This is a genomic window from Salinibacter sp. (assembly GCF_036626415.1).
Classification (GTDB): Bacteria; Bacteroidota; Rhodothermia; order Rhodothermales; family Salinibacteraceae; genus Salinibacter.
This window is the reverse complement of the sequence record NZ_JAZKRW010000154.1, coordinates 1-6,237: the sequence shown is the minus strand read 5'-3', so window position 1 is coordinate 6,237 and position 6,237 is coordinate 1. Positions and strand designations below refer to the sequence as shown.

At 65.0% G+C, this 6,237-nt stretch carries 5 protein-coding genes; 3 read left to right on the top strand and 2 right to left on the bottom strand.

What is annotated here, in order from left to right; translation table 11 throughout:
• Nucleotides 1-205: 205 nt before the first annotated feature.
• Together deoC and V5A20_RS12715 are read right to left on the bottom strand one after the other, a co-directional pair.
• Nucleotides 206-1,111 (bottom strand): deoxyribose-phosphate aldolase, encoded by a 906-nt coding sequence (gene deoC, locus V5A20_RS12720; RefSeq protein WP_332327491.1) that lies wholly within the window; start codon nucleotides 1,109-1,111, stop codon nucleotides 206-208.
• A 92-nt stretch (nucleotides 1,112-1,203) separates the two neighbouring features.
• The gene (locus V5A20_RS12715) at nucleotides 1,204-2,598 is read right to left on the bottom strand and encodes a sigma-54-dependent transcriptional regulator (protein ID WP_332316803.1); all 1,395 of its coding nucleotides are present in this window, start codon (nucleotides 2,596-2,598) and stop codon (nucleotides 1,204-1,206) included.
• A 250-nt stretch (nucleotides 2,599-2,848) separates the two neighbouring features.
• Between V5A20_RS12715 and V5A20_RS12710 the strand changes: the two genes are divergently transcribed.
• The 3 genes from V5A20_RS12710 to V5A20_RS12700 all read left to right on the top strand — a co-directional run bounded on the left by V5A20_RS12710 (nucleotide 2,849) and on the right by V5A20_RS12700 (nucleotide 6,070).
• Nucleotides 2,849-3,814 (top strand): ABC transporter substrate-binding protein, encoded by a 966-nt coding sequence (locus V5A20_RS12710; RefSeq protein ID WP_332316804.1) that lies wholly within the window; start codon nucleotides 2,849-2,851, stop codon nucleotides 3,812-3,814.
• A complete protein-coding gene (locus V5A20_RS12705) occupies nucleotides 3,811-4,836 on the top strand; it encodes a FecCD family ABC transporter permease (protein WP_332316805.1) in 1,026 nt (341 codons plus the stop codon). The genes V5A20_RS12710 and V5A20_RS12705 overlap by 4 nt, the downstream gene beginning before the upstream one ends.
• 166 nt (nucleotides 4,837-5,002) lie before the next feature.
• Nucleotides 5,003-6,070, top strand: coding sequence for a polyprenyl synthetase family protein (locus tag V5A20_RS12700; protein WP_332316806.1), 1,068 nt, complete (start codon nucleotides 5,003-5,005; stop codon nucleotides 6,068-6,070).
• The last annotated feature ends 167 nt before the right edge of the window (nucleotides 6,071-6,237 follow it).

Sequence of the window (6,237 nt, the reverse complement as noted above, 5' to 3'; positions counted from 1 at the left end):
ACGGGAAGTACTCGTCGGCGTCGCGGAACTGCCCGTCGACGAACGCGCCGTAGCGATCGTCCAGGCGCACGTGGTCGGCGGACTGCGGCGCGGGGGCGTACTCCCACGAGTCGCCAAAGAGCAGCTCGCGGGCGGTGCCGGGGGCGGCCTCTAGTTCAGCCATGGGCTCCAGTCGAATGATTCGAAATCAGTGGAATCGAATGAGTCACCCCAAAGACAGATAGCGCTTCGAGTGATACCGCCCGTGCCGCTCCTTCTCCAGCTGCAAGAGCAGGTCGTTGAGGAGCGAGGAGGCCCCGATGCGGAAGCGCTCGGGCGTGAGCCACGCGTCGCCGAGCACCTCCTTCACCATGACGAGGTACCGCAGGGCGGGCTTGGCCTTTCGGATGCCGCCGGCCGGCTTCATTCCCACCGTGCGCCCCGTCTCTCGGTAGTAGTCCCGGATGGCCTCCAGCATCACGAGCGTCACGGGCATTGTGGCCGCGGGCTTGATCTTGCCGGTCGAGGTCTTGATGAAATCGGCCCCGGCGTCCATCGCGATGCGGCTGGCACGGCGGACCGCGTCGTAGGTCTCCAGCTCGCCAGTTTCCAGGATCACCTTTAGGTGCTTGTCCCCCGAGGCCTCCGCCAGCGCACTGATCTCGCGGTAGACCCGCGCGTGCTCACCGGACAGAAAGGCGTTGCGGTTGAGCACTACGTCAATCTCGTCGGCCCCGGCGTCGCGGACCCGCTCTACCTCCTCCACCCGCTCGTCGAGCGCGGCCTGCCCACTCGGAAAGTAGCTGGCCACCGACGCCACGTTGATGTCGGCGCCCGCCACGTGCTCGCGGGCCACCGGTACCATCGGCGGGTACACGCAGACGGCGCCCACGGACGGATAGTCGCGGTCCGGGTCCGGCGTGCGGGCTTTTTGACAGAGCGACTTCACTTTGCCCGGCGTGTCGGCGCCCTCCAGCGTCGTCAGGTCGAGCATCGCGATGAGCCGCTTCAGGCCCTCCACCTTCGCCTCCTGTTTGATGCTGCGGCTGGCCAGGCGCGAGGCACGCTCTTGGGCGGCCACCTCGTCGACACTGGGCACCTGCGGCGGGCGGTAATCGGTCGTCCGTTGCATGTGAGAGCAGCGTCTGTCGCGTGGAAGGGGTTAAGGATCTCAACAGGAGGTGTCAAAACGAGTGGAGCCGTAAAGCGATCCCGACCGGGCATCTACCGATCCACGACCTCGTCGAGGTCGTAGCGCTTGCGCTTGTCCCACAGCGTCTTCTTCGAGATGCCAAGGTCGTCGGCAATGTCGGCGTAGCTGTCGTCGGTTCGCGTCTCCAGCGTACGCCGGATGTACGCCTTCTCCACGTCCTTGAGCGTCTGCCCCAGGGCAAACTGAAACCCATTGTTGCCCACAGGCTGCTCATGCCCATCGAGACGGCTGGGCGGGGCCAGCGTCAGGTCGTCCGCCTCGATCCGGTCCCCTTCTACGAAGATCATGGCCCGTTCAATGACGTTTCGGAGCTCGCGGACATTGCCAGGCCAGGTGTGGTTCAGCAGCTTTTCCTTGGCCGTGTCCGTGAAGCCCTTCACATCGCTCCCGAACTCGCGGTTGAACTCGGACACGATGTGCTTCCCGATCAGCAGGACGTCGTCCCCCATGGTCCGAAGGCGGGGCATCTGAACGTTTACAACATTGATGCGGAAGAACAAGTCCTTCCGGAAGCTGTCGTCCTGCACGCTTTTCTCAAGGTTCGCGTTTGTAGCACACAGGATTCGCACGTCGGCAGTTTTGTCTTCCACCCCGCCGAGGCGCCGGAACTCGCGGCTTTCGAGAAAGGAGAGCAGCTTCGCCTGCAGGGCCAAGCTCATCGAATCGATCTCGTCAAGGAACAGCGTCCCTCCGTCCGCCACCTCGATCAGTCCCTCTTTCGAATCGCGCGCATCGGTAAAGGCCCCCTCCTCGTAGCCGAAAAGCTCGGCTTCGAGTAGGTTGTCGGGGAGAGAGGCACAGTCAATGTCGGTAAAGGACGCTTCGGCCCGGGAGGAGTTGTAGTGCAGGGTCTTGGCCGCCAGGTTTTTCCCAGTCCCCGTTGCACCGGTAAAGAGCACCGTGGTGTTGGATGTCTCACAGAGCGTCTCAAGGGTTTCCCGCACCTCCACGATCGGGTCGCTCTCTCCCAGGATCCCTTCGATGGGATACTGCTTCTGCTTCTCGGTCTTGATCTGCTTGAGCTCCTGCTGCGCCCCGTAGAGCTCGATGGCCTTCTCGAGCAGCGCCCGCATCTCTTCCAGGTTTACCGGCTTCTCCAGGTAGTGGAAGGCCCCTTGCCGCATGGCCTCCACGGCGGTCTGCACCGAAGAGTGGGCCGTCATGATGATGATGGGCACGTCGAGGTCCCGCTCGCTCAAGCATTCCATGAGCTCCACCCCGTCCATCTCCGGCATGATCATGTCCGTCACGACCACGTCCGGCTCCTCACTGCCCTCGTCGAGTGCCTCCAAGAACGAGTTGGGATTTACGAAAGCACGGACGTCGTAGCCGTCCCGCTCCAGTACGTTGGTGAAGAGGTTTCCGATCTTCGGCTCGTCGTCGACAACAAAAATCCGTTTGCTCATAAAAATCTATAGGTCTCTGCACCAGTAAGGGATCGCGGTGGCCGTGCTCGTATTCGCCTGTGGCGTTGAGTTGTGCTTCGGAGAAGAGACAGGTAATGTAAAGAGCGTCTTCCTCCCTGTCCAACGCCGTGGGAGATTCTTCTATTCTGTGTTGCCTGGCCTCTACGGGAGCGTCCGGGCTGCCCCCAACACCTCTGCTGCTCCGCGGTATAGGAATCGTTCTCCTTGTCTTTTCTCTCGTGCTGCCCCCATGACCCACCGCTGCTTCGGCCTCCTGCTCCTCTTCGCTGTGATGGCGGGCGGCTGTGAAGACCCCTCCCCCAGCGACACCTCTCGGTCCGTCACCGACGATCTGGGCCGGACCGTATCGTTTACCCCTTCCCCCCAGCGGGTCATTTCCCTCGCGCCCAACCTCACCGAACTCGTCTACGCCGCCGGCGCTGGGAGTCAACTGGTCGCCGTCACCTCCTCGGGCGACTACCCTCCACCGGTCGACACCCTGCCCCGCGTAAGCGCCCTGCCCGTCGACTTCGAGGCCGTGACGGCCCAGGAGCCCGACCTCGTGCTGGCCACCGATCAGATCAACGCCCCCGGCGACACAGACACGTTCGAGGCCCTCGACCTGCCCCTCTACTTTTTCTCGTTCACGTCGCTCGACGATATTTTGACGAGCATCGAAACCCTGGGGCACCTCTTGGACACCGAGCCCGCCGCCGGGGACAGCGCCGCGGCGCTCCGGTCCTCGCTCGATGCCCTTCGGGCCCGGACCGACTCCATTCCGGACGCCCAGCGGCCCCGCGTGTTGGTCCTGGTCGGGGACGATACGCTCTACAGCTTTGGGCGCGGGAGCTACGTGCACACCCTGGTGGAGGTGGCCGGTGGAACGAGCATTACGGCCGACATCGTGAGCCAGGCCCCCACGCTCAGTGACGAATACGTTCTTCAGGAAAAGCCGGACGTGATCCTTGGGTTGTGGGGGCCCGACTATGATCCGGACCGGCTGCTTGACCTGCATCCGACGTGGGACGTGGTGCCGGCCCTCCAGAACGACCGCGTCCTCAGCGTGCCCGCCTCCCTCATCGCCCGGCCCGGGCCTCGCGTGTTGGAAGGGGCTCGTCTGCTGGCCCAACACCTGCATCCGAAACGGTTTTCGTCCCTTCCCCCCTCCACAGACGCCGTCCGTACTGCCTCGACATCAGGTCCGTTGACGCCATGAGGCGCCCGTGGCTCGTCGGACTGGGCTTGGCAACGATGCTGGCCGCGACGGTGGGTGCGGCCGTGACGGTGGGGAGCACGACGACGGCCTGGACCGATGTGTATCGGGTCTTTGCCCACCGCCTGCTTGGCCTCGGCGCCGCGCCGGACCCGACCGTCGATCGCATCGTGTGGCACCTGCGCCTCCCCCGGGCTGTCCTGGCGTGTGTCGTGGGGGGCGGGCTTTCCATCATTGGGGTGGCCATGCAGACGCTCGTGCGCAACCCGCTCGCCGAGCCCTACCTTCTGGGCATCTCCAGCGGGGCCTCGGCCGGGGCCTCGCTCTTCTACCTCGGATTTCTCCCGCCCCTTTTAAGCAAGGCCCTGACGATGCCGGCGGCGGCCTTCGTGGGGGGACTCGCGTCCATCACCATCGTGTACCTGGTGGCCCGTGACGGCCCCCGCGTGTCCGTCGCCCGCCTGTTGTTGGCCGGGGTGGCAATGTCGGCCCTCATGGCCTCGATCACCTCGTTCGTCACCTTTTCCTCGCCCGAGCCCGACAAGCTGCGGGCGGTGCTCTTCTGGCTCCTCGGGTCGCTGAGCGGAGCCCGCTGGGGCCTCCTTCCCATCCCGGCAGTCGTGACGGCCCTCGGCCTCGCGGCGATGCTGATCCTCGCCCGCCCGCTCGACGCGATGCTGGTGGGCGAAGAGCCCGCCCAGAGCCTGGGCATGCCGGTCGAAGCCCTCAAGCGAGGCCTCATCGTGCTCGCAACGCTCGTGACCGGCGCGCTGGTGGCCGTGTCCGGTGCCATCGGGTTCGTGGGCCTCATCGTGCCGCACGCCGTGCGTCTGCTCGCGGGCGTGCCGCACCGGCGCCTCGTGCCCCTCAGCTTCGTGGGCGGGGCCATTTTTCTGTGCGGGGCCGACCTCGCCGCCCGCACAGTGCTGCCGGGCCAGGAGCTCCCCGTCGGCATCTTGACGGCCCTCTGCGGCGTGCCCTTCTTTCTCGTCCTGTTGCGGCAACGGGCGTATCAGTTCGGGTGAGTGAATCGTGGTTCGCGAATCGTGATGGATGCGCCACGCCCCTCTTCGTAGCACTTCACGCATCACGGATCACGCATCACGCCCCCCGCCCCCCCATCAATCGCCAAACCTTTCCCTCCCCGCCCCGTACGGCCACCGAGGCTTTCAATCCAAACTGAAAACCCAAATGCCCGACGCCTCGTCCGCCGCCACGAATGGCCGCGCCTCCGCCGATGCCTCCAGCGCCGACGAAGAGCCGCTGGCCCTGGATCGGCCCGTCCCCACCACGCTCGACGAGATCCGCGTGCCGGTGGAGGACGACCTCGAGGCCTTCCGCTCGTATTTTCGAGAGGCGATGCGCTCAGACCACATGCTGCTGGACAAAATCACCCAGTATGTGCTCTGGAAAAAGGGAAAGCGCATCCGTCCCCTTCTCGTCTTACTCACCGCCCAGGCCTGCGGCGGCAATGCGACGGATCAAACCCACCGGGCCGCCGCCCTGGTGGAGCTGCTGCACACCGCCACCCTCGTGCACGACGACGTGGTGGACGACGCAGAGGAACGACGGGGGGTGTTTTCGATCAACGCCCTCTGGAAAAACAAAATCGCGGTCCTGCTCGGCGACTTTCTGCTGAGCCGCGGCCTGCTCCTCTCCCTCGACCACGACGACTACTCCGTCCTCCACACCCTCTCCGACGCGGTCCGCCGCATGAGCGAAGGGGAGCTGCTCCAGATCGAAAAGTCGCGCCTGCTCGACATCGACGAGGAGACGTACTTCCGCATCATCTCAGACAAGACCGCCTCCCTCATCTCCGCCTGTACCAAGAGCGGGGCTGTCAGCGTGACCGACGACGAATCGCTGATCGAACGCATGGACCAGTTTGGCGAGACGCTGGGCCTCGCCTTCCAGATCCGGGACGACCTCTTCGACTTCAGCGTGGAGGACGCCGGGAAGCCGATCGGGATCGACCTGCAGGAAAAGAAAATGACGCTGCCCCTCATCGTGTCGCTCCGCGAAGCGGGACGACGCAAGCAGAAGCGCATCCTCGACATCGTCGACCGGGACGACAAGACGCGCGACGACCTCCGCACCATCGCGGACTTCGTAGACACGCACGGCGGCATCGAGCACGCGCGACGCAAAATGGAGTCGCTGGCGGCAGAGGCTCGCTCCCTGCTCGGGGCCCTTCGCCCGTCCGAGGCGCGCGCCTCCCTCGTCGGCCTTACGGAGTTTGCGATCCAGCGCTCTCGATAGCGAATGAGGGGGGAGGATTGCGACAGAGCATGACCACAGCGCCTTCCTCCCATCATGCCTCAACTCACAACGCCCAATCCCCAACTCTCAACGCTAAACTCTCAACCCACCCGCCATGCCCGCCCTCCACCTCCTCGGCACCGGCGCCGCGATCAGCGACGCGCACC